This is a genomic window from Peribacillus kribbensis DSM 17871, assembly GCF_000430765.1.
Taxonomy (GTDB): domain Bacteria; phylum Bacillota; class Bacilli; order Bacillales; family DSM-1321; genus Paraperibacillus; species Paraperibacillus kribbensis.
Map to the genome: position 1 here is coordinate 110,459 of NZ_KE387237.1, position 22,008 is coordinate 132,466.

Below are 22,008 nucleotides of genomic sequence, written 5' to 3' on the forward strand. Positions count from 1 at the left end.
CTTATGACTCGAGGGTCTCAGTCCGGAGCTTGCCAATAGAAGAGCGCAGGACGGTGCCTTCCAGCATAAACCGAATGAGAACACCATGATCATCAGATGAATTTTTTACTAAATCCATGGGAAGGCAAGCTGTACCCGGAGAAATCCGGGTTTATTTTTTTGCCTTTTAGGTCATAATGAGTCCCTGAAAGGATGGTAGAAACTATGATCTGGGTTCTTTTAATAATAGGACTGATTCTATTATTCATCATTATGGTTTTTTCAAAAATAAGGGTTGATGCAGGATGCGTGTTAAACAGCACAAACCGAAAGATTCAGTTTTCCATTTCTGCTTTTTTGGGCCTGGTGCGCATACATAGGGAAATTGAGCTGAATAAAAAAGACGGGACCAGGGAGCCTGCTGAACAGGGGGAGTCAAAAGCCCAGAGCCAGAAGGATATCAGTAATTTATGGAAACGGGTTCCATTTGAAGAAGCAGGTTCTATTATTAAAAAGTTTTTGTCCAGGTCATCAGTAAATCGGCTAAGCTGGCACAGCAAAATTGGGACAGGGGATGCAGCCCATACAAGTGTCCTTTCAGGAGCGGCTTATGGAATTAAAAGTACGGTGATCGGAGTGCTCCTTAAATATATCCCCTTTCAGAATCCCCCGGCCTATTCGGTTGAACCGCTCTACCACTATAAAGCCGTTAATACGGAGATTTCCTGCATAGTTGAATTTAGAATCGTACATGCTATATTTGCAGGAACCATGCTTGTAAAAAGCATTGGCACCCGAAATTTAATATTTAAGCAGGAATCATCTATTCCGCAAAATTAAAATATTGATTCAGCTATTAGGAGGTTTCACAGCATGTCAGAACATCCGCTTCAAGGCTTAATGAACTCAGCGATGGAGAATTTAAAACAGATGATCGATGTAAATACCATCATCGGAGATCCGGTTGAAACACCTGACGGAAGTGTGATTTTAACTGTATCCAAGGTAGGCTTTGGGTTTGCCGCAGGAGGCAGCGATTTTAAAGGAGGCAATTCATCAGGCAAGGACAGCCAGGATGCGCAGCTTCCTTTTGGAGGAGGCAGCGGAGGAGGAGTTTCCATTACTCCGATCGCTTTTTTAGTCGTCAGTTCAAATGAAGTTAAAATGCTGCATCTTGATCAAAGCGCCCACCTCATAGAGAAGCTGATCGATATGGCACCATCTGTTGTGGAAAAAATTCAATCCATGATGTCAAAAATGGGCGGCAGCCAGGATCAAAGCAAGTCCGGGAAATCCAATTCCTCTGATAAGGATAAATCTCAAAAAAAGGACAGCAGCCCCAAACAAAGTGAACCGGATGTTAAGGATTTTGATATTTAAACCGGAATCTTTTTTTGTTTGAATCCCTCCTCTTGTCTCAGGTTAATTGCCAAAAGGGCATGGAGCTTATAGGATTACAGTATAGAAAACTTGTATCCTGTTTGGCAAAAAGCTATGATGGTAAGGAATGAACGACCAGGAGGAACAATTTTTTGAATATAACGAAGGTAGAGACATTATTTAAGTTATTTAATGAAACAGCTGTCATTCTTCAGGAAGAGCTGCCTTGCTCGTATCTTGAGGCGCTTGCGGAGACAGGAGAGAATGTATTCCATGGAGATATTCTTCAGGATGAACTGAGCGAGCTGACAAAAAAACGCCTGATGAAGCATTATAATTCAATCAGCCTGCAGGGGTATTCTAAAGAAGACATCAGAAATGGATATCAGCTGGCGATTCTTAAAGGCATGCAGGAAAATGTGCAGCCCAATCATCAGATGACCCCAGACGCCGTTGGGATGTTTGTCAGCTATATCATGGATAAATTCCTTGAAGCAAAACAAGAGTATACCCTTCTTGATCCTGTAGTAGGGACAGGAAATCTGCTTTTCACCATAATGAACAATCAGCCCGGAAAGAATATTGCTTCTTTCGGAGTGGATATAGATGATCTTTTAATTAAACTGGCTTATATCGGGGCAAATCTTCAGGAGCAGGCTGTACAGCTCTATAATCAGGATGCATTAGAGCCCCTGCTGATCGACCCGGTGGACGCTGTCATCTGCGACCTGCCTGTGGGCTACTATCCTGACGATGTCCGGGCATCTGAATATGAGCTTAAAGCAGATGAAGGGCATTCCTATGCTCACCATCTCCTCATAGAAAAGAGCATGAATCACGTGAAAAGCGGAGGATATCTATTCTTGATCATTCCGAACTCGCTGTTTGAAACTAAGGAAGCCCCAAAGCTGAACCAGTTTATTAAAGAGCAGTCGTATATCCAGGGACTGATCCAGCTGCCGGTCTCTATGTTTAAAACTAAAGCGGCAGCAAAGAGTATTTTTATTCTCCAGAAAAAAGGAGATGCTATTGTGCCGCCGAAAAATGCCCTTTTAGTGGACCTTCCAAACTTTTCAAATGTCGAGGGTATGCAGGCTATTATGAAAAAAATCAGCGGCTGGTTTGAGGAAGAAAGAAAGAAATAAGTCAGCTCATGCTTTAAAAGGGGTTCAGAATGATATGTTCTGAACTCTTTTTGTTTTTCCCTTTTTATATCGAGTCAGCGCATGTTTAACAGAAGGGGAGTCAGGGCATAGCGCATAATGTATATAAAATAGAGAAGCCTTGTTCTTTTAATGAAGCGAGTGTTATTGTCTAGAAAAGAAGGCAGCTGAATGCCTAATGAGGCATGTACTCTTGCTTGAATTCATTTGCAAATGTTATACACTCAACATACATTCTCTAATATCAAAGTGGCCCTATGAAAATTCGAATGTTCAAAGGAGCGATTCTATGTCTAAAATTATGGCCATAAATGCAGGCAGCTCTTCCTTGAAATTCCAGCTTTTTAACATGCCTTCCGAAGAGGTAATCACAAAAGGTATAGTTGAGCGGATTGGCTTGAATGATGCGATTTTCAGCATTGCGGCGAATGGACAGAAAATGACTGAAACAGCCGATATTCCCAATCATGAAGCTGCCGTGAAAATCCTTTTGGCCCGTTTAATCCAGTATAAAATCATCCATTCCTTTGAGGAGATCACCGGAGTAGGACATCGTGTCGTCCATGGCGGTGAGTTATTCAGTGATTCCGTGATTATCACCGATGAAGTAATGGGAAAAATATTGGAGCTTTCTGAGCTGGCTCCCCTTCATAACCCGGCTAACTTAACCGGGATACGGGCATTCAAACAGATCCTCCCGAATATTCCTGCCGCCGCCGTATTTGATACTGCCTTTCACCAGACCATGCCGGAAAATTCTTTTTTATACAGCCTTCCATATCATTACTATAAGGATTACGGAATTCGGAAGTATGGCTTTCATGGAACTTCCCATAAGTATGTATCGGAGCGTGCAGCTGTAATGCTTGGACGCCCGCTGAAGCAATTGCGCCTGATTTCCTGCCATCTTGGAAATGGCGCGAGTATTGCCGCTATACAGGGGGGCAGATCCATTGATACATCCATGGGCTTCACACCGCTTGCGGGTGTTACGATGGGCACGCGCTCCGGGAACATCGATCCGGCTCTGATTCCATTTATTATGGAAAAAACAAACAAGACCGCCGAGGAAGTGCTGGATGTATTGAATAAGGAGAGCGGTATGCTTGGGGTCTCGGGCTTTTCAAGCGACCTGCGCGACATCGAACAGGAAGCAGGCAAAGGAAATAAACGTGCAGAATTGGCTCTTCAGGTTTTTGCCAGCAGAATCCATAAATATATCGGATCTTATGCGGCACGGATGTCTGGAGTGGATGCAATCATCTTCACCGCGGGGATTGGTGAAAACAGTGAAACCATCCGGGCAAGGGTCATGAAGGGATTGGAATTCATGGGGGTATATTTTGATCCAGCCCTTAATAGGACACGCGGGGAGGAAGCTTTTATCAGCTATTCTCATTCACCTGTAAAAGTAGCAGTCATTCCGACAAATGAAGAAGTGATGATTGCCAGGGATGTGGTCCGGCTGGCCGTAATTTGAATCGGAAGGATTTAAGCTTTCAATCCTTCCGTGCTATACTTGAAAAAAAGCAAGAAGTCTTGAGGAGGCATGTATGATGGCGTTAACTGAACGGGAGTTAATGGTATTCCAGGAGATATCAGATTGGGAGGAAAAGCTGTTCACTCAGAAGGCAGGGAATATTCAGGCGTTTTATGATAAGTGGCTGGATCAGGGGTTCTCCATGCTTCCCTCTTCTGCAAGGGAGCAGTTTTTTTCTAAGTTTGACAGCTGGCTGTTCCACTTGAATGCGATTATTCAAGGGTCCCAGATTCAATCGGATGCCAGAGACAGCATTTTAACCACGGGAAGGATCTTTAATCCGGAAATCGCAGTCCTGGAGGACATGAAGCGGCTTTCGATTGACCAGCTCATTTACATAGCGGATCAGCAGATTGCTAAACACCGTCTGTATTCCTTTACGCAGGGAGGAATCAGCGGCACAGGAGAAGTACTGCTGCTTGGAAGCGATATTCCGGCCATTGCCTTTATTAACGTAAGGCTTGTCCAATTGATTGCCATGGTTTATGGATATGAAGTGAATACCCCTGTGGAGCTCATGATCGCCCTAAAAGCATTCCATGGAGGGACGATGCCTAAGCGGATGCAAAAGGAAATGTGGCAGGAGCTTCTTCTCGATATCGAGGGAGATGATCCATTTTTTTATCAAGGAAAAGAGGAGCTGACCAATATTTCCTGGCTGGAGCAGCCTGCAAGGCAGATGTTTAAAGCCGCAGCCATCGCTTTGTTCCGGAAGCGGCTGATAAAGGGCATCCCTCTCATCAGTATGGTAATCGGGGGAGCCTCCAATTATAGGCTGACCAGGAATGTTTCAGAATTTGCCCATCATTTTTATCAATACCGATATTTAAAAGAGAAGAAGGAATACGAGAGATGAGCTATTTACAGCATAAAAAAGAAACACCCTCAGCTATTTCATGCAAGGTCATTACGGTAAGTGATACCAGAACGGATGAAACCGATAAGAGCGGGCAGACGATTATGCGCCTGCTGAAGGAGAATGGGCATGAAACGGCAGTGTATGAAATCGTGAAGGATGAGGCTGATTCGATCCGCAGATCTGTCTTGTCTGGATTAGAGGAAGCACATATAGATGCCATCATCCTTAACGGAGGCACCGGGGTGGCACCTCGCGATGTGACCATTGAAACCATTACGCCGCTATTGGATAAGGAGCTTCCCGGTTTCGGTGAAATTTTTAGAATGTTAAGCTATCAGGAGGATATCGGTCCCGGTGCGATCCTGTCGAGGGCGGCTGCAGGAACAGCCGGTGGAAAGGCCGTGTTTTCCTGTCCCGGATCTACAGGGGCTGTCCGTCTTGCCATGAATAAACTCATACTTCCTGAGCTCGGACATATTATAAGGGAATTAAAAAAATAATGGGGGCGGCCAAATCATGGGCCGTCCTTTTATTTCAATCCCTGACTGGTGCGATACCACAGCCAGAGATCATTGATAATGGAAGCAAGCTCGGCAATCTCGAAATTGATTGAGCAGCACACCGTAAAATTTTCTTCCTGGTCGAGCTGTTCCTGCTTTAGGCTGATAAGCCCTTCAAGCTCCTTGATTCGATCCGGGATTTTCCCCCTGATCGTTTCCCAGGCCAAAAGATATTCCTGCCGGGCCTCCAAACTGTAAAGATCCCACTCTTTCGCCAAACTGGGTATATCAATTCCTAGCCGTGAATCGTAAACAAAACAGGATTCCACAGGCAGCCACCTCATCTCCGGCGGTGCATCCGCCAGTTTTTATTCGATTGTTCTCATAAAAATACTATACCTGCTTATAATATCCTTCACAACTGCCTATCTAAAAACATATAAAATTATGTAAATTAATCGTTGCAATAGGTCTATAAAACTGGTAAAGTGTTTATCATAAAATGTATAAAAATAAACTTATATGAATTTTTATTCAATGGGAGGACTACTCAAAATGACTAAAGATAAAATTGTACTAGCTTATTCAGGCGGTCTTGATACATCTGTTGCAGTAAAATGGCTCCAAGAAAAAGGATATGATGTCGTTGCCTGCTGCCTTGATGTCGGCGAAGGGAAGGACTTGGAATTTGTTAAAAATAAGGCTCTGCAGGTTGGTGCGGTTTCTTCTTACGTAATTGATGCAAAAGAAGAGTTTGCAAAGGATTATGCACTGAAGGCCCTTCAGGCGCACACACTTTATGAAGGCAAGTACCCTCTGGTATCGGCACTGTCCCGTCCGTTGATTGCCAAGAAGCTTGTGGAAGTTGCGGAGCTTGAAAATGCGGTTGCGGTAGCCCATGGGTGTACAGGTAAGGGCAATGACCAGGTCCGTTTTGAGGTATCCATCCAGGCCCTGAATCCCAATCTGAAAGTGATTGCTCCTGTTCGTGACTGGAGCTGGTCAAGGGAAGAAGAAATCAATTACGCCATGCAAAATAATATTCCAATCCCAATAAATCTGGATAGTCCGTTTTCGATTGATCAAAACCTTTGGGGAAGAAGCAATGAGTGTGGAATCCTTGAAGATCCATGGGCTGCTCCTCCAGAAGAAGCGTATGAATTAACGGTCAGTCTTGAGGATGCACCTGATACTCCGGATATGGTAGAAATTGAATTCGATAAAGGAGTTCCAGTAATGCTGAACGGCGTATCCTACACTCCTGCTTCTCTGATCCTTGAGTTAAATAAGCTTGCAGGGAAACACGGAGTCGGCAGAATTGATCATGTGGAGAATCGTTTGGTAGGTATCAAATCCCGTGAGGTGTACGAATGCCCGGCCGCCATTACACTGATTAAAGCTCATAAAGAGCTTGAGGATATCACATTGGTAAAGGAAGTTGCCCATTTCAAGCCGGTGATCGAAAAGAAACTGACTGAACTGATTTATGAAGGGCTATGGTTTTCTCCGCTTAGAACAGCATTGGAGGCATTTCTTGAGGAAACCCAGAAAACTGTAACAGGTACAGTGCGTGTAAAACTGTTTAAGGGGCATGCAATTGTCGAAGGAAGAAAATCTGAGCATTCTCTATATAATGAAAAGCTTGCGACCTATACATCAAATGATGAATTCGACCATGCAGCTGCTGTAGGCTTTATATCTCTGTGGGGGCTTCCAACAAAAGTGAGCAGCATGGTCAATCAAAAGAAGGTGACTGTGTGAATAAGCTTTGGAATGGCCGCTTTACCAAAACTGCTGAAGAGTGGGTCGATGAATTCGGTGCCTCCATTGACTTCGACCAGGAGCTTGTATTAGAAGATTTACAGGGGAGCATGGCCCATGTGGCCATGCTTGTGAAATGCGGCATCATTGACGGACAGGAAGGTGAAAGGATCCAAAAGGGGCTTGAACAACTTCAAAATAAAGCGGAAAAAGGCGAGCTCGCCTATTCTGTTAAGAATGAGGATATTCATCTGAATCTTGAAAGTATGCTCATTGAGGAAATAGGGCCGGTCGGCGGGAAGGTTCATACCGGAAGAAGCCGGAACGATCAGATTGCAACCGATATGCACCTTTATCTCAGAAAACAGACTGGAAACATCGTTACTCTCATCGGTTCATTCCAGGAGGAAATCGTAAAGCAGGCCGAAAACCATGTGGAAACGATCATTCCGGGGTATACGCATCTGCAGCGGGCTCAGCCTATTTCGTTTGCCCATCATCTGATGGCTTATTTCTGGATGCTTGAACGCGACAAATCCAGATTCCTTGACAGTCTGAAGCGGATCAATGTTTCGCCGCTTGGGGCAGGGGCCCTTGCAGGGACAACCTTTCCTATTGAAAGGGAGTATACCGCTGCGCTTCTTGGTTTTGATTCGATCTATGAAAACAGCCTGGATGCAGTGAGCGACCGGGATTTTATCCTGGAATTCTTAAGCGCGGGCTCGGTTCTTATGATGCATCTGTCTCGTTTGAGCGAAGAAATGATCTTATGGTCAAGCCAGGAATTTAAGTTCATTGAGATGGATGATGCTTTTTCGACCGGCAGCAGTATTATGCCGCAAAAGAAAAATCCGGATATGGCTGAACTGATAAGAGGGAAAACGGGAAGAGTCTACGGCAGCCTGGTGGGTCTTTTAACGGTGATGAAGGGACTGCCTCTTGCCTACAATAAGGATATGCAGGAAGATAAGGAAGGCATGTTCGATGCGGTAAGGACAATAACAGGGTCCCTTAAGATTTTTGCGGGCATGGTAGCGACCATGAAGGTGAATGAAAAAATCATGGAAGACGCAACCAAAAAGGACTTTTCCAACGCGACAGAGCTTGCTGATTATCTGGCAGCAAAAGGGATCCCTTTTAGGGAAGCCCATGAAATTGTTGGAAAGCTTGTGCTTTTCTGTATCGAAAAGAACTGCTTCCTTGGGGATCTGCCTTTAGAGGTGCTGAAAGAGTCAAGCTCCCTGATCGAGGAAGATATCTTTGTGATATTAAATCCATATGAAGCCGTTAAAAGAAGGAACAGTGCAGGCGGTACCGGCTTTGAACAGGTAAAGCTTGCCTTGAAAAAGGCGAAAGAAGTTCTTGCGGGCAGCAAAGAACCATTAAATGTCTGATGCAGGAAGAGGGCTGTTTTACAAGGGATGACTCCTTGTAAAACAGCCTTTTTGCTGTACAGTAAAGAAGCGAATGAAGCATACCATTAATTACCTTGCACATCCAGAATCACTTCAGGAGAAAAATAAGAAAAAGGAGGCTGTTTGGATGAAAACAAATAAACAGGGTTATCTGTTTGAGGAAGATGGAATCCGCCAGGTTATTGATCAGATCACGGATGCCTATGAAAGCGGCTATCATAGTGAGGATACCAAAAAAGAGGATGGCTTTGAAGCGTAAGACAGGAAAAGAAGAAGCTGTCTCATTCGTGACAGCTTCTTTCATGTTATTTAATATATTGCAGGCTCTTAGGGAAGGAAGTAAGTACTTCACAGCCATTTTCAGTGACCAGGATATCATCTTCAATCCGGACCCCTGCAACGTCAGGGACATAAATGCCCGGCTCGATGGTGAATACCATACCTGGCTTTAGAACAAGAGAATTGGTCTCGGTCAAGGAAGGATATTCGTGGACGCTGATACCAAGCCCATGTCCAAGACGGTGTGGAAAATAGCTGCCGTATCCTTTATCGGAAATAATGTTTCTGGCAGTCAGGTCGAGCTCGGCGCATGTAGCTCCTGGTCTGCAGGCCTCAATGGCCGCTGTCTCAGCTTTAAGGACTGTTTCGTAAATTTCAATCTGCTTATCGCTGAGATCTCCAAAAGCAACCGTTCTTGTAATGTCTGAGCAATAGCCTTCGTAAACGACGCCAAGATCGAATAATACCAGGTCTCCGCGTTTGATCTTCGTTTTGCCCGGATTTCCGTGAGGAGAAGCTCCGTTGGTCCCTGTAAGGACCATTGTGGAAAACGCCATTTCATTTATTCCGGCTTTCTTTAGTTCATATTCGATCGATGCCAGAACGTCCAATTCTGTTTTTCCTTCTGCGATTTCGCTTACTCCAGTTTCAACTGCGAAGTCGGCCCATTTAACCGCTTCACGGATAATCTTTAGTTCTTTTTCATCTTTAATCATCCGCAGGCTTCTTAGTTTTTCCTCGGCAGAAACAAATATAGGACCTGCAAAGATGTGCTGAAGCATTTCATATCTTTCCACATTCAAGTGCTCTTTTTCAACAGCCGCTTTTTTTACGGATACACCCCGCTTTTTGACAGCTTCCTGGATCAGTTCCCATGGATTTTCAATGTCGGTATACCCAAGGATTTCATGATTCCAGCCAGAACGTCTGGCATCTGCTTTTTCCATCTGCGGACATACGAGAAATGGCTCTCCTTCAGGGAAAACAGCTACGGCAAGAAGTCTTTCGTGGGGGTCGCTCCGGAAGCCGCTTAAATAAAAAATGTTGTCTGATGAAGTTAAGAAGCCGATGGAAGTATCTTGTTCCTTCAGCCATTGCTGGAAATCATATATTCGGTGATTCATCCATTATTCCTCCTATGTACAGTGAAGCCGGCTGACCGCTGCACTTTTCTGGTCTCATTACGAGAGTATCAGGAGAAAAGAGGAATGTAAACTGTTTGAACATTTAAAAGAACCTGCAGGGTTAGTTGTTGGAACTAATTAAATTTTTATGTCAATATTAATGGGAAAGGCTCTTTCGCAGTCAAATGCTGCGATAGAAGAGCCCTAATAGAACGCTCTACTAAGAGCAGGAAAAGGAGTGTTATTAATGAAGGTTTCATTTCACGGCCATGCTATCGTAATAATTGAAACAAATGGGAAAACCATCTTATTTGATCCGTTTATAACAGGAAATGAACTGACGGATTTAAAAGTGGAAGACGTAAAGCCGGATGTGATCATTCTGACACATGGCCACGGGGACCATATAGGCGATACCGTCCAGCTTGCAAAAGAGAATGATTCTCTTGTCATTGCCAACGCGGAGCTAAGTACATATTTAAGCTGGCAGGGAGTCAAAACCCATGGTATGTCCATAGGCGGAGCCTATGAGTTTGACTTTGGAAAAGTAAAACTGACCCAGGCTTTCCATGGCACAGGCTTATCTACTGAGAATAATGAAATGATTTATCTTGGAATGCCTGCCGGAGTTTTATTTACGGCTGAAGGAAAGACCGTCTATCATTCTGGAGACACAGGTCTGTTTGGCGATATGAAGCTTATCGGAGAGCGCCATCCAATTGATTTGGCTTTCCTCCCGATTGGTGACAATTATACCATGGGGCCTGAGGACGCAGCGCTTGCTGCCAGCTTCCTGAAGGCAAAACTGGTTGTACCGATGCATTATGATACATTCCCAGTCATTAAGCAGGATCCGGAAAACTTCATCAAACTTCTTGAGGGTGTTGAAGGAAAGATTCTTAAGCCGGGAGAATCTGTTGAGCTTTAATAGATAAAAAACGTTTACCGATATAAGAGGCTGCTTTATTCCTTGGAGCGACCGCTTGCTGCTGCAGGCTTCTCCAGAGTATGAAGCAGCCTTTTCCCATTCTCTCTCCTCCCCCGGCAAGTTTTTACCCTGCGCGTCATATAATTACTGTAGACTTGCCATTTCAGGAAGAGAAGAGGGATAGGAATGAAACAAAGATATTTGCTTTGTTTACTGCTTTGCGGGCTCATGCTGTATTACGCACTGCCGCGTCTTGTTTTTCACCCAAGTGAAATAGAAGGGGTTTTTAGTATGATGTGGCTTTTGCTTGCCTTTTTTGCGGCAGCCGGGAATCTTGCTGCACTTTTGTTTTTGCCGGATAAACAAAGAATGAAGGCGGAAAATCTCCGGAAAAAGCAGAAACCCCGCCGCTATTATCAATAGTTCAATTGAAAGCGGGGGCTTTTCATTCTATAATGGGGATAATTAACTACCGGAAAAAGGGTGAAAAGGATTGGCAACAAAACATGAGCAGATTCTTAAATATATCGATGATCTTCCGGTGGGAGATAAGATATCGGTAAGACAGGTTGCCAAAGCGCTTTCAGTCAGCGAAGGGACAGCCTACAGGGCCATAAAGGATGCTGAAAATAAGGGCTATGTCAGCACCATTGAGCGTGTGGGGACCATACGGATCGAACGCAAGAAAAAGGAAAATATAGAAAAGCTGACCTTCGCAGAGGTAGTCAATATTGTGGACGGACAAGTACTGGGGGGGAGGGGCGGACTCCATAAAACTCTCCATAAATTTGTCATAGGTGCCATGAAGATTGAAGCCATGATGAAATACACGGGAGCCGGCGACCTGCTGATTGTCGGGAACAGGGGGAACGCACAGGAGCTTGCCTTAAAAGCGGGAGCCGCTGTCCTTATTACCGGGGGCTTTGATACAGAGGATCATGTTAAACGGCTGGCGGATGAACTCGAGCTGCCGATTATTCTGAGCAGCTATGACTCCTTTACGGTTGCTACATTGATCAACAGGGCGATTTATGACCAGCTGATCAAAAAGGAAATTCTTCTGGTGGAGGATATTTTGATCTCCCTGAGTGAAACCGCCTATTTGGACCTGGAGGATACGATAGAGAACTGGCATGAACTGAACCGTCAGACGAACCACAGCCGTTTCCCGGTAGTGGATTCCTCCCTTAAGGTTCAGGGGATGGTAACATCAAAGGATATTATCGGCCAGGATTTACATCTTGGAATCGAAAGGGTCATGACCAAAGCCCCCATGACCGTGGGCTGCAAAACCAGCGTTGCCTCTGCAGCCCATATGATGGTTTGGGAAGGGATCGAGCTGCTGCCGGTCGTAGATGAAAATCAGATCCTGCAGGGAATCATCTCCCGGCAGGATGTGCTGAAGGCGCTGCAGATGATCCAAAGACAGCCGCAGGTGGGAGAAACGATCGATGATGTCATCACAAGCCAGCTGGTGACCCCTGGCCTTCGTACGAAGGGAGAGGACATCTTCCGCTGTGAGATCACTCCCCAAATGACCAACTATCTAGGGACGATATCGTATGGCGTCTTTACAGCCCTTGTAACCGAAGCGGCTAACAGGACGATGCGTGCCTTTAAAAGGGGGGACCTGGTAGTTGAAAACATGACCATCTATTTTATTAAGCCGGTTCAAATGGACAGCATTATCGAGATCCACCCCAAAATTCTGGAAATTGGCAGAAAGTTTGGGAAGCTGGATGTGGAAGTCTTTAATGAAGGCAGATTAGTCGGCAAAGCCATGATGATGTGCCAGCTGTTCGACCGTACATAAGTTTTTGTGCACACTAAAAAAGGCCTCCAGTGCCAGGGGCCTTTTGCTCTTTGCATATAATCTTCGAATCAGTTTTTATAGGCTTCCTCGGCTTCTTTTATGGCAAAGGGAAGATAATGCTTATAAGATTTATAGCCAGCCCATAAATTAATGCCTCCAAGGAGGATGAATATGGCTGAAACCGTGTACGTAACGGTGCCTGAATACAGGAAAAGCTGATTAATCCCGAATAATACCACAAATAAACCAAGCGTCATGGAGGATTTTGAAGCAATCCATTTCTTTTCCGCGGCTTTTTGGGATCTGACATATTTAACTTTAAAATAAAGGTAAAAAGAAAAAGAGATTGAGATCAATACTACCAATACAGGCAAGGTGTACTCCTCCGATTTTCATAGTTTGTCTCATCCATTTTACCTGTAATTGCTTTTTTATTCTAGCTATTCTGAAATCTTTAGATTATAAATCTAAAAAAGACTTTCCAAATTAAAGGAGAATGTACATGAAGGCTGAAATCCTCGAAACCATCAAATCCTATGACACTATTATCCTGCACAGGCATGTCCGGCCTGACCCGGATGCCTACGGGTCACAATGCGGCCTTGCAGAAATTCTGAGGGAATCCTTTCCTCAAAAGAACATTTATGCAGTCGGAAAGGAAGAAGAATCTCTTTCATTTTTAGCGAAGCTGGATTCCATCCCGGATGATGTTTATCAAGGTGCTTTGGTCATCATCTGTGACACAGCAAATGAGGAAAGAATCTGTGATACACGATACAAACTTGGAGACAAAATCATAAAAATTGATCATCATCCGAACGAAGATCCATATGGGGACCTCTTATGGGTGGATACGGATGCGAGTTCCTGCAGCGAAATGATTTATGAGTTCTACCTTGCAGGGAGAGACAAGGGATTAAAGCTGTCTGATAAAGGGGCAAGATTGCTTTTTGGCGGAATTGTCGGTGATACAGGCCGTTTTCTGTATCCAAGTACCTCTGATAAGACTTTCCTGTATGTCAGTGAACTGATCAACTATAATTTTTCCAGGACTGAGCTGTATAATTCCATGTATGATGCAGACGAAAATGTCGTAAGACTGCAGGGATACTGCCTGGAGCAATTTGAAGCACTGCCAGAAGGCGTGGGGAAATTAATCATAACAAAAGAAATCCTGGACAAATTCAAAGTAAAAGTGTCAGATGCATCACAGCTTGTCAGCATTCTAGGGCAGGTTAAAGGCCTGAAGGCATGGGCATTTTTTATAGAAGAAGAAGACAACATCCGTGTAAGGCTTCGTTCCAAAGGGCCTGTCATCAATGGAGTAGCAAGGAAATACAATGGCGGGGGACATCCTTTGGCGTCAGGTGCTTCAATCTATTCCTGGGACGAAGTCGATTCTGTCATAAGAGATCTGATCGAGGTCTCCGTAAATTATAAAGGATAACAGAGGCATCCGCTTGATCACAGATGCCCGGCTGCAGGCAGACTCAGGCAGGAACAGAGTTTGCCCGCAGTCTTTTGTTTTGTTAAGGAACTCTTCTGCCTCTGAGTTTTTTCACAGATAGAGCAAAGGAGTTTGGCTTAGGTCCAGTTATGATCCGAAATGTCGAAAAAAAGATCCGTTTTTACACTTTTATGATCCGGTTTCTTCAAGAAATGGTCCGAAATGGAAAAATTTAGATCCAAACGGGTTTTGGGGCGCGGCTGGTGGTATGGGGAATGATCCGTCCACCTGCTTAATGATCGTGAAAAACCCAAAATGATCCGTCCGCCCGTTTAATGATCGCGAAAAAATCAAGAATGATCCGCGCGTCCGCAAACGATCGTAGAATCTATGAATGGATCTGAGTGTTCAAAACAAAGCCAGGAAATCCGGGCCGCCGTTAAATAATCTAGAACCTCTAAAGATCCGCAAGTACCTACTATCGTACCTGCTTCAATTTAACTTCAACCTGCAAATTGGTATAGTACAGGATTTCTGTGACCTCCAGCATATATTTCTTTTTATTGATTTCAAGAACTTTGTTTTCAATCGTTCTTTTCAAGAGGGACCTGGATTCATAGACGGTTTCCAGATCCTTGGATAAGAGGGTGGATTTTAAATCATCCTCGATTTTTTCTGCTGCCTCGGCAACGCTGAGGCGGTCCAGCCTGTAAGGGAGAAAGTTGGTCAGAGTAACATGTATTTCCTGTACAGTCAGCCTTTCCTGATTTTTGTCATTCAAACGGTTGTAGTCCGCCTCCCAGAGCCGGTTTTCTTCCTCCAGGTCCTTTATGGACTCCAGCTGCTCATGGACCTTGTTAATGAGCTTTTCCTGCATAATGCTGTACATATAAAAAAATACAAGCCAGGAGATGATGCCGCCGATTGCGGCACCCGCAAAGAAACGCTGCCAAAGAGGAGACTTGAAATAAGGCGGGATCCTCATGAAGACATATTCTGCTGGGTCAGCCAGTTAATCAGTGAGGATCCTGTCTGCGCTCCAGCAAGTGCGGATAAAATGAGCAGGATCTGCTTCACAATGTCCTTCGTTTCTCCATGGAAAATTCCCCTCTCGAACGAATATACCGTATCAAAGGTCCCGCCGATCGCCGCGATGATGGCCCAGATCCTTAAGGAATCCGCTAATCTGTAAACAACGGTAAGGGGAGGCTGCTCTGTAAAAAATGCCCCCAGCCCCCCAATCAGGGCACCGCCCAGCAGAACGCCCAATGAAATAAAATAACTGTTAACAAACGCCGGAAAAAAAGCCTCTTTCATACCCATCCGCCTTTAGAAAAGAAATTTTGGTTATTCCATATATATGGACAATCTACGGGGGATATGTTTGGCAGGAGGAATTCTGCGGCAGGGGATATGAGAACATATTTTCTTTTTTTCTGCAGAACCACTATAATGAAGACAAAGAAAAGCCTTGTTAAAGGTGGGGAAGAAAATGGCCTTTATTCATCTTCAGGTTCAAAGTGCCTTCAGTCTTTTATCTGGAACAGCCAGCATTGAGAAGCTTGTATCCAATGCAAAGGAAAAAAATTACTGGGCTGTTTCCCTGACAGACAGAAACACGATGTATGGAACCATAGATTTTTATAAAGAATGCATGAAACAGAAAATCAAACCTATTATCGGGATCACCGCAGATGTGGTACATGAAGGGGACGAAGTCTATCCGCTCGTCCTTCTTGCGGAGGATAATCAGGGATATAAGAATCTGCTGAAAATCAGCTCTGCAATTAAAACTCAATCCAGGGAAGGACTTCCATTAAAGTGGCTGAAGGCATATTCATCAGGCCTCATTGCCATCGTTCCTTCCGGTGAGTCTTTATTACCCCTCTTTAGGGAGGATAAGGAAAAAGCCCGGCAGAATCTAAAGCAGCTCCAAGGGATCTTCAGTCAGGCACATCTGTTTGCAGGCATCCAGCGTACAGGGCAAGGCATGGAGGATGCTGAGCATGAAGGGATCCTCGCCCTGGCGGAGGAATTGGGTGTAGCATGCACGGCGGTAAATCCGGTGTATTACTTAGATAAAGAAGACTCGCTTGCTTACGAAGTTATGCTCGCCATAAAAAATGGTCAGAAGCTGAGTGACGAAAACCGTACAAAACTTCCTGCCAATGAATATTATTTAAAGAGCATCCAGGAGATGTCCGAGGCATTCGGTGATCTCCCGGAGCTCCTGGAGAACTCAGTGAAAATCGCTGAGCGGTGCAATGTACTTATTGAGTTCAACAGACGGCTCCTTCCGCGCTATCCGTCCGGAGACCAAACCTCACAGCAGGTGCTGGAGGCTCAATGTGAATCGGGACTCAAGGAACGGTACGGAAACCCTTCCGAGGAACATGTCAAGAGACTTGAATATGAACTGCAGGTCATTAATAAAATGGGCTTCAGCGACTATTTCCTCATTGTGTGGGACTTCATGCGCTTTGCAAGAGAACAGAAAATCCTTACTGGTCCTGGAAGAGGCTCGGCGGCAGGAAGCATGGTCGCCTACGTCCTGCGGATCACAGATGTGGATCCGATTGAACATAATCTGCTCTTTGAGCGCTTCCTGAATCCCGAACGTGTGAGCATGCCGGATATTGATATCGACTTTCCGGATAACCGCAGGGATGAAGTGATTGCATATGTAGCCGAAAAATACGGCAGGCTTCATGTGGCACAGATTGCCACCTTCGGAACCATGGCAGCCAAGGCAGCCCTCAGGGATGTCGGCAGGGTATTCGGCCTGAATGCCAAGGAGCTTGAATCACTTTCAAGAATGGTGCCTTCAAAGCTTGGAATCAGCCTTGAAGCAGCGATGAAGGAATCGGCTGCACTTAAAAGCTTCGTGAATGAAAATGAGTTTAATCAGAAGCTCTTTCAAACAGCAAGGAAGCTGGAGGGGCTCCCGAGGCATACTTCTACACATGCAGCAGGTATCATCATCTCAGATCTTCCTCTCACTGAAATCATCCCTATTCAAGAAGGACAGGAGTTTGTATATCTGACACAGCTTCCAATGGAAAACCTGGAAGAACTGGGGCTGCTGAAGATGGACTTTCTGGGGCTCCGGAATCTGACACTCATTGATAATACACTTAATATGATCCAAAAAGGCACCGGAGTGCATCTTGAGCTCAACTCCCTTCCTTTACATGATAAAAAAACCTTCGAGCTTTTGGGAAAAGGGGAAACGACAGGGGTATTCCAGCTGGAATCCGATGGAATGAGAAATGTCCTGACCCGGCTTAAGCCCACCCGTTTTGAGGATATTGTAGCTGTAAATGCCCTCTACAGGCCCGGTCCTATGGAAAATATTCCGCTGTTCATTGAGCGGAAGCATGGCCAGCAGAAGGTGGAATATCCCCATGAATCACTAAAGCCAATCCTTGAGCCGACTTATGGGGTTATAGTTTACCAAGAGCAGATCATCCAGATTGCAGCCCGGTTTGCGGGGTTTTCCCTGGGAGAGGCCGACCTCCTGCGAAGAGCAGTGTCAAAAAAGAAAAAGGAAGTCCTGGATGAAGAAAGGACTCACTTTGTGGAGGGCGCTCTCAAACAGGGATATGATGCCGGAACTGCCAATGAGATTTATAATTTAATTGTAAAGTTTGCGAATTATGGATTTAACCGCAGCCACGCGGTCGCCTACAGCTTTATTGCGTATGAGCTTGCTTATCTTAAAACCCACTATTACCAGTTTTTTATGGCCGCACTGCTGACTTCGGTGATAGGAAATGAGGATAAAATTGCCCAGTATGTCAGGGAGCTGAAGGCAGCCGGCTACCAAGTGCTTCCTCCTTCTATAAATAAAAGCCATTTCGGCTTCAAAGCCGAAAAGGAACATGTACGATACAGCCTTGCAGCCATCAAGGGAATTGGGGGCGCGGCGCTCAGGGAGATTTTCCAGGCCAGAAGACAAAAGCCGTTTGAAGACTTATTTGATTTTTGCCTGAGGGTCTCAACCAAGGCGGTAAACCGGAAAGCGCTGGAAGCGCTTGTCCACTCCGGCGCGTTTGATGAGTTCGGGGAAGACCGGGCAACTCTTCTTGCCAGCCTGGATGTAGCGCTGGAGCATAATGAACTCGTCAATCCAGGAGATGAACAATTTGATCTGTTCGCAAACACAGAGTTCACCATAAAGCCAAAATATCTAAAAGTAGACCCCATCCGTATCCAGGATAAGCTTCTATATGAAAAACAGGCGCTGGGCCTATATCTCTCAGATCATCCCATAGCCCCTTACCAGAAGCTGTTCCACTATTTTGGTGCAGTTTCGCTGGAACAGGCTTTGCAAAAGGAAATGAAAAATGCTTTTGTTCCTCTTTACATCATGGAGGCTAAAACCATCCGGACCAAAAAAGGGGAAACCATGGCCTTTTTGACGGGCAGCAGTGAAACAGGGGAAATTGAGTGCGTTGTCTTTCCGGGGGTATACCGGTCGAGCCTTCCTCATTATAAAAAGGGGACTATCCTTCTGGTGCAGGGCTCTGCAGAAATCAAGGACGGGAAGAAGCAGCTTATTATCCAGAATTCCTATTCCATGGATCAGCTTGCTGAACTATACAAAGGCCCATGCCTGTATTTGAAAATTGAAAATGACAGACAGACAAAAACGGTTCTCACTCAAGTGAAAAAAGTGCTGCAAAGCTTTAAGGGTCAGACCAAGGTCATGCTCTATTATGAAAATGAAGACAAATATGTCCAGCTAGGAATGGACCACTGGGTAAAGTTCGATGATGAACTGAGATCAAGGCTGGAAGGAGTTCTTGGTGCCTCCAATGTTGTTTTGAAAAAAGGCTAAGTCTTTACAACATTAAAAGTTATGATATATTAAACAAGAGATTATGCTGGTCAGACCACTTACAAACTTCTATTTATTGGGAGTGAATTATTTGACGTTAAGAGAAGAAGCGCTGCAGAATCATTGGGTCATTCAGAGAGAATTGGGTATACAGCCAAAACCTCCTGTAAGAGACGCCGGTGATTTTAGCTCTGCTCACTCGCCATGGGCTGCAGAGGTCTGGAAAGCGATCCATCATCAGCCTGATGCAGTATATCCATATACCATAAAGGGCAATACTGTAGCTGTAAACAGGCATGTGGAAATATGACTGAACAGCAAAAGAACGCTGTGAATAGCAGCCAATCTAAAATTTACTTGAATATTGTTGAACAGCTGAGGCTCATGATTCAAGCTGACAGCCTGATGCCCGGGGATAAAATACCTTCCGAAAGGGAATTGTCTGAGCGCCTTCAAGCAGGGCGCTCTTCCGTAAGGGAAGCTTTAAGATCCCTTGAACTTCTGGGACTGATTGAGACAAGGCGCGGGGAAGGCACCTTCATCAAGGTCTTCCAGGAACACAGGCTGGTGGAGCTTCTTGGCGCGTTTTTTCTCATCGATAAAAGAACTAGAAAAGATTTATCCGATACAAAGCTTCTATTGGAAGAAGCATGCCTCAAAGCAATCACCGAAAGGGGCAGGACCGGCGACATTCAGGATGTTATCTGCTGGGCGGACACCCATACATGGGATGATCATGAATTTTTCCAACAGGTGTTCCGCTTGAACGGGAACTACCTGCTGGAAAGGATCTGGACTGTGGTGAACAGCTATGTCCATTCTTCAGGAAATGTTCAGGAAACTGCAAGCCTGCACCATTATATGGATATGCTTCAGGCTCTTAATAGAAAAGATCTGGACGAAGCCATTCGGATATACAGAGAATGTATCAGGAGCTGCAGCACAACTGCCAGCTAACGTCTTTCGGTTATTTCAGCCTGACAGGATAATCCTGCTGAAATGTGGAATAAATGTACAAGCTAAAAAGATCACATTTAATGATGCGATTGAATAAGGGGGAGGTTTCATCATGATAAAAGATTTGTTTTCAAAAACAACCAAAAAGAAAAAGTATGCGACTATCCCTTCAGAGCGCAGCAAGCAAGAGGTTCCAGAAGGGATCATGACCAAGTGTCCTAACTGTAAAAAAATCATGTATACAAAGGAACTGCTTAAAAACTTAAAGGTATGTATGCACTGCGGCTATCATCATTCGATGAGTTTTGAAGAAAGAATCGACAGCCTTTTTGATGCAGGAACCTTTGAAGAGCTTAATAAGGATATGGTGACGGTCAATCCTTTGGACTTCCCGGGCTATGCGGAAAAACTGGAGGCCGACAAGAAAAAGACCGGCATTAATGAAGCCGTAGTAACGGGAACAGGAACCATCAATGGTTTAAAGACGGCAGCTGCTATTATGGATGCACGTTTCCGGATGGGAAGCATGGGGTCCGTTGTGGGTGAAAAAATAACCAGAGCGATCGAACAGGCGGACGAGCTTGGGATTCCTTTCGTTATTTTTACGGCCTCTGGAGGAGCGCGCATGCAGGAGGGTGTACTCAGCCTGATGCAGATGGCAAAGACCAGCGTGGCACTGAAGAAATTCAGTGAAAACGGCGGGCTTTATATAGTGGTGATGACTCACCCTACAACGGGTGGAGTATCGGCTAGCTTTGCTTCCATGGGTGATTATAATCTTGCGGAACCCGGGGCCTTGATAGGTTTTGCTGGCAGAAGGATCATTGAGCAGACCATCCGGGAAGAGCTTCCGGAAGACTTCCAGACCAGTGAATTTTTATTGAAGCACGGACAGCTCGATGGTGTGATTAATAGAAAAGATCTGAAGGACACTCTGTCCAACATTTTAGATATACATTCTCCAGGTGGTGAACAGAAATGGTAGGGGAATTGGAATTTGAAAAACCAATTGTGGAACTGAAAAGAAAGATAGATGAACTGAAAGATATTTCAAAGACTGCGGATGTTGACCTTTCCTCGGAAATCGACAAGCTGGAAAACAGGCTGGCGAGGCTTGAAAATGAAGTGTATGAAAATATGCAGCCATGGGACAGAGTTCAGCTTGCCAGGCATTCGGCCAGACCGACGACATTGGATTATATTTCTGAAATATTTACTGATTTTTTTGAGTGCCACGGAGACCGCTATTATGGAGATGACGCGGCTATTGTCGGGGGAATCGCTAAATTTAAAGGAATACCTGTAACAGTTGTCGGACATCAGAGGGGAAAGGATACCAAAGAAAATATTAAGCGGAATTTTGGTATGCCTCACCCAGAGGGCAACAGAAAAGCATTAAGACTGATGAAGCAGGCAGAAAAGTTCAAGCGTCCCATCATCTGCTTTATTGACACAAAAGGTGCTTATCCAGGGAAAGCGGCAGAAGAGCGCGGCCAGAGTGAAGCGATTGCCAAAAACATTTATGAAATGAGCGGCTTGCGCGTTCCTGTCATCTGTATTGTCATTGGTGAAGGAGGAAGCGGCGGCGCACTGGCACTTGGTGTCGGAGATCGAATCCTCATGCTCGAAAACTCCACTTACTCAGTTATCTCGCCAGAGGGTGCGGCAGCCCTTTTATGGAAGGATTCTTCGCAGGCAAAGCGTGCGGCTGAAACCATGAAAATTACAGCTCCTGACCTGAAAGAACTGGGCATCATCGACGGAATCATTGATGAAGTTAAGGGCGGAGCACACAAAGATGTGAAGCTGCAGGCGGAATATATTGAGAGAGCCATCCTTTCAGCGCTGCAAGAGCTTCAAGGCAAAGGCCCTGAAGAAATATTTGAAGAGCGCTATGATAAGTATAAAAGGATGGGCGAGTATTCGTTTTCGCCTGAATATACAGAGGTAAAGTAGACGTGCATTTACTGCACGTTCTCTTTATTTTTGTTTCTATTACCTTGCTCGTACGGCATGCTGTATA

General features: G+C 45.0%; 23 protein-coding genes. 18 read left to right on the forward strand and 5 right to left on the reverse strand.

The annotated features are described in order from the left end of the window. Nucleotides 1-204 precede the first annotated feature (204 nt). The 6 genes from H539_RS0111635 (at nt 205) to H539_RS0111660 (ending at nt 5,421) form a co-directional block, all read left to right on the forward strand. Nucleotides 205-819, forward strand: a complete 615-nt coding sequence (locus tag H539_RS0111635) for a DUF2953 domain-containing protein (RefSeq protein WP_026693653.1) — start codon at nt 205-207, stop codon at nt 817-819. A gap of 33 nt (nt 820-852) precedes the next feature. Next, nucleotides 853-1,359 (forward strand): GerW family sporulation protein, encoded by a 507-nt coding sequence (gene ytfJ, locus H539_RS28400; protein WP_035322490.1) that lies wholly within the window; start codon nt 853-855, stop codon nt 1,357-1,359. 152 nt (nt 1,360-1,511) lie between these two features. Next, nucleotides 1,512-2,504 (forward strand): class I SAM-dependent methyltransferase, encoded by a 993-nt coding sequence (locus H539_RS0111645; RefSeq protein ID WP_026693654.1) that lies wholly within the window; start codon nt 1,512-1,514, stop codon nt 2,502-2,504. A 307-nt stretch (nt 2,505-2,811) separates the two neighbouring features. Further along, a complete protein-coding gene (locus H539_RS0111650) occupies nt 2,812-4,002 on the forward strand; it encodes an acetate kinase (RefSeq protein ID WP_026693655.1) in 1,191 nt (396 codons plus the stop codon). Between the two features lie 73 nt (nt 4,003-4,075). After that, nucleotides 4,076-4,918 (forward strand): EcsC family protein, encoded by an 843-nt coding sequence (locus tag H539_RS0111655; protein WP_342664010.1) that lies wholly within the window; start codon nt 4,076-4,078, stop codon nt 4,916-4,918. Continuing rightward, the gene (locus tag H539_RS0111660) at nt 4,915-5,421 is read left to right on the forward strand and encodes a MogA/MoaB family molybdenum cofactor biosynthesis protein (RefSeq protein WP_026693657.1); all 507 of its coding nucleotides are present in this window, start codon (nt 4,915-4,917) and stop codon (nt 5,419-5,421) included. The genes H539_RS0111655 and H539_RS0111660 overlap by 4 nt, the downstream gene beginning before the upstream one ends. A gap of 29 nt (nt 5,422-5,450) precedes the next feature. Here H539_RS0111660 and H539_RS0111665 read toward each other — a convergent pair whose 3' ends face one another. After that, nucleotides 5,451-5,750 (reverse strand): hypothetical protein, encoded by a 300-nt coding sequence (locus H539_RS0111665; RefSeq protein ID WP_026693658.1) that lies wholly within the window; start codon nt 5,748-5,750, stop codon nt 5,451-5,453. A gap of 226 nt (nt 5,751-5,976) precedes the next feature. Here H539_RS0111665 and H539_RS0111670 point away from each other — a divergent pair, with 226 nt between their 5' ends. The 3 genes from H539_RS0111670 to H539_RS33100 all read left to right on the forward strand — a co-directional run bounded on the left by H539_RS0111670 (nt 5,977) and on the right by H539_RS33100 (nt 8,856). After that, nucleotides 5,977-7,182 carry an argininosuccinate synthase gene (locus tag H539_RS0111670; RefSeq protein ID WP_026693659.1) on the forward strand — a complete coding sequence of 402 codons (1,206 nt, stop codon included), beginning with the start codon at nt 5,977-5,979 and terminating at the stop codon, nt 7,180-7,182. Further along, nucleotides 7,179-8,576, forward strand: coding sequence for an argininosuccinate lyase (gene argH, locus H539_RS0111675; protein ID WP_026693660.1), 1,398 nt, complete (start codon nt 7,179-7,181; stop codon nt 8,574-8,576). The genes H539_RS0111670 and argH overlap by 4 nt, the downstream gene beginning before the upstream one ends. A gap of 148 nt (nt 8,577-8,724) precedes the next feature. Further along, nucleotides 8,725-8,856, forward strand: coding sequence for a hypothetical protein (locus H539_RS33100; protein WP_281171414.1), 132 nt, complete (start codon nt 8,725-8,727; stop codon nt 8,854-8,856). A gap of 46 nt (nt 8,857-8,902) precedes the next feature. On the opposite strand, the gene H539_RS0111685 is transcribed toward H539_RS33100, so the two are convergent. Continuing rightward, the gene (locus H539_RS0111685) at nt 8,903-10,000 is read right to left on the reverse strand and encodes a M24 family metallopeptidase (RefSeq protein ID WP_026693662.1); all 1,098 of its coding nucleotides are present in this window, start codon (nt 9,998-10,000) and stop codon (nt 8,903-8,905) included. A gap of 247 nt (nt 10,001-10,247) precedes the next feature. Here H539_RS0111685 and H539_RS0111690 point away from each other — a divergent pair, with 247 nt between their 5' ends. The 3 genes from H539_RS0111690 to H539_RS0111705 all read left to right on the forward strand — a co-directional run bounded on the left by H539_RS0111690 (nt 10,248) and on the right by H539_RS0111705 (nt 12,741). Beyond that, complete coding sequence (locus H539_RS0111690; RefSeq protein ID WP_026693663.1) at nt 10,248-10,928, forward strand: metal-dependent hydrolase; 681 nt, start codon at nt 10,248-10,250, stop codon at nt 10,926-10,928. A gap of 186 nt (nt 10,929-11,114) precedes the next feature. Further along, the gene (locus tag H539_RS30775; protein WP_081415862.1) at nt 11,115-11,351 is read left to right on the forward strand and encodes a hypothetical protein; all 237 of its coding nucleotides are present in this window, start codon (nt 11,115-11,117) and stop codon (nt 11,349-11,351) included. A gap of 70 nt (nt 11,352-11,421) precedes the next feature. After that, complete coding sequence (locus tag H539_RS0111705; protein WP_026693664.1) at nt 11,422-12,741, forward strand: CBS domain-containing protein; 1,320 nt, start codon at nt 11,422-11,424, stop codon at nt 12,739-12,741. Nucleotides 12,742-12,809: 68 nt separating this feature from the next. Here the strand turns inward: H539_RS0111705 and H539_RS0111710 are convergent, their stop codons facing one another. Then, complete coding sequence (locus H539_RS0111710) at nt 12,810-13,115, reverse strand: YtpI family protein (RefSeq protein WP_026693665.1); 306 nt, start codon at nt 13,113-13,115, stop codon at nt 12,810-12,812. 128 nt (nt 13,116-13,243) lie between these two features. On the opposite strand from H539_RS0111710, the gene H539_RS0111715 reads away from it, so the two are divergent. After that, nucleotides 13,244-14,188 carry a DHH family phosphoesterase gene (locus H539_RS0111715; RefSeq protein ID WP_026693666.1) on the forward strand — a complete coding sequence of 315 codons (945 nt, stop codon included), beginning with the start codon at nt 13,244-13,246 and terminating at the stop codon, nt 14,186-14,188. A gap of 478 nt (nt 14,189-14,666) precedes the next feature. On the opposite strand, the gene ytrI is transcribed toward H539_RS0111715, so the two are convergent. Further along, on the reverse strand, nt 14,667-15,173 hold the full coding sequence (gene ytrI, locus H539_RS0111725; RefSeq protein ID WP_026693667.1) for a sporulation membrane protein YtrI: 507 nt from the start codon (nt 15,171-15,173) through the stop codon (nt 14,667-14,669). Beyond that, entirely contained in the window at nt 15,170-15,511 is a 342-nt protein-coding gene (gene ytrH / locus H539_RS0111730) for a sporulation membrane protein YtrH (RefSeq protein ID WP_026693668.1), read from the reverse strand. Before ytrH ends, ytrI begins: the two co-directional genes overlap by 4 nt. Before the next feature lie 169 nt (nt 15,512-15,680). On the opposite strand from ytrH, the gene dnaE reads away from it, so the two are divergent. The 5 genes from dnaE (at nt 15,681) to accA (ending at nt 21,941) form a co-directional block, all read left to right on the forward strand. Continuing rightward, nucleotides 15,681-19,028 (forward strand): DNA polymerase III subunit alpha, encoded by a 3,348-nt coding sequence (dnaE, locus tag H539_RS0111735; RefSeq protein ID WP_026693669.1) that lies wholly within the window; start codon nt 15,681-15,683, stop codon nt 19,026-19,028. Between the two features lie 91 nt (nt 19,029-19,119). Beyond that, nucleotides 19,120-19,338 (forward strand): hypothetical protein, encoded by a 219-nt coding sequence (locus H539_RS0111740; protein ID WP_026693670.1) that lies wholly within the window; start codon nt 19,120-19,122, stop codon nt 19,336-19,338. Further along, on the forward strand, nt 19,335-19,985 hold the full coding sequence (locus H539_RS0111745; protein WP_051348552.1) for a FadR/GntR family transcriptional regulator: 651 nt from the start codon (nt 19,335-19,337) through the stop codon (nt 19,983-19,985). Before H539_RS0111740 ends, H539_RS0111745 begins: the two co-directional genes overlap by 4 nt. Before the next feature lie 112 nt (nt 19,986-20,097). After that, nucleotides 20,098-20,970, forward strand: a complete 873-nt coding sequence (accD, locus tag H539_RS0111750; RefSeq protein WP_026693672.1) for an acetyl-CoA carboxylase, carboxyltransferase subunit beta — start codon at nt 20,098-20,100, stop codon at nt 20,968-20,970. Then, nucleotides 20,964-21,941: an acetyl-CoA carboxylase carboxyl transferase subunit alpha gene (gene accA / locus H539_RS0111755; protein ID WP_026693673.1), complete on the forward strand. Its 978-nt coding sequence runs from the start codon at nt 20,964-20,966 to the stop codon at nt 21,939-21,941. The genes accD and accA overlap by 7 nt, the downstream gene beginning before the upstream one ends. The last annotated feature ends 67 nt before the right edge of the window (nt 21,942-22,008 follow it).